This is a genomic window from Vibrio sp. Vb1574, from assembly GCF_033338675.1.
This window is the reverse complement of the sequence record NZ_JAWOTC010000349.1, coordinates 1-1,153: the sequence shown is the minus strand read 5'-3', so window position 1 is coordinate 1,153 and position 1,153 is coordinate 1. Positions and strand designations below refer to the sequence as shown.

The 1,153-nt window shown below is 46.5% G+C and carries 1 protein-coding gene; it reads left to right on the top strand.

Translation table 11 applies throughout. The features are described from left to right. The coding region (locus R7O12_RS26105) for an alanine racemase (protein ID WP_318126958.1) at window positions 1-843 on the top strand (843 nt) is incomplete at its 5' end. Window positions 844-1,153: the final 310 nt, after the last annotated feature.

Sequence of the window (1,153 nt, the reverse complement as noted above, 5' to 3'; positions counted from 1 at the left end):
GAAATTGAAAACGGCGTACAGTACGAAATCGAAGAGCTGATTGGCACTAAGATGCCGGCGGATCAAATCATCGAGATTGCATACCACTACAATACCGTTATTCCTGTTCACCTTGCTCTGAATACTTCAGGCATGGGTCGTAATGGTCTGGATCTGACAACGTATGAAGGTCAGGTTGAGGGTGTGGAAATCGCAAGCGATCCTAACCTAAAAATCGTAGGTATGATGACCCACTTCCCGAATGAAGGTCTTGATGAAATCCGCCGCAAGGTTGACCGTTTCAAAGTAGAAACAAAGTGGCTAATGGACAGCGCAGGTCTGAAACGTAAAGACATCACACTGCACGTGGCTAACTCTTACATCACGCTAAATCTGCCTGAAGCACATCTGGATATGGTTCGTCCTGGCGGCATGCTGTACGGTGATTACCCTGCAACCCTACCTTACGAGCGCATCGTGTCTTTCAAAACACGCGTAGCATCACTGCACTTCTTCCCTGCAGGCAGCACAATCGGCTACGGCAGCACTAAAGTTTTAGAGCGTGACTCTATCCTGGCTAACCTGCCTATCGGCTACTCAGACGGTTTCGCCCGTTCACTAAGCAACAAAGCTGACGTTCTGATCAACGGTCAGCGTGCTCGCGTAATGGGTAAAGCGTCAATGAACACTACTATGGTTGATGTCACTGACATCATTGGTGTTCAGGCAAACGACGAAGTAGTTGTATTTGGCCGCCAAGGCTTTGAAGAAATCACAGCAGAAGAAACCGAAGAGAAAAGCGGTCGTATTCTGCCTGAGCACTACACTATCTGGGGTGCAACTAACCCTCGCGTTTACCGTTAAACGGCAAGTGCAATAATCACCAAGGCCAGTCTCATACTGGCCTTTTTTATGTCTATTGTTTAATAAAGTCATTCCATCAAAACGATAAAATAAGATCATCGCCAATTTGATCGTTTTTGCTCACCATTTGGCTCATCGTCGCGCTCCAAACCAGAAGCAGATGTTCAATGTAAATTTGTCGACACGAACGATCCTTTTTGTTCGCTTTGCAGGATAAGTCTATGCATACTCCGCTGCTTTGGAGGTCAAGATGCATACAGCATTCGAACAAATTTTCGATCTTGGCCCATTCAGTTGGCCTGCCCTATTT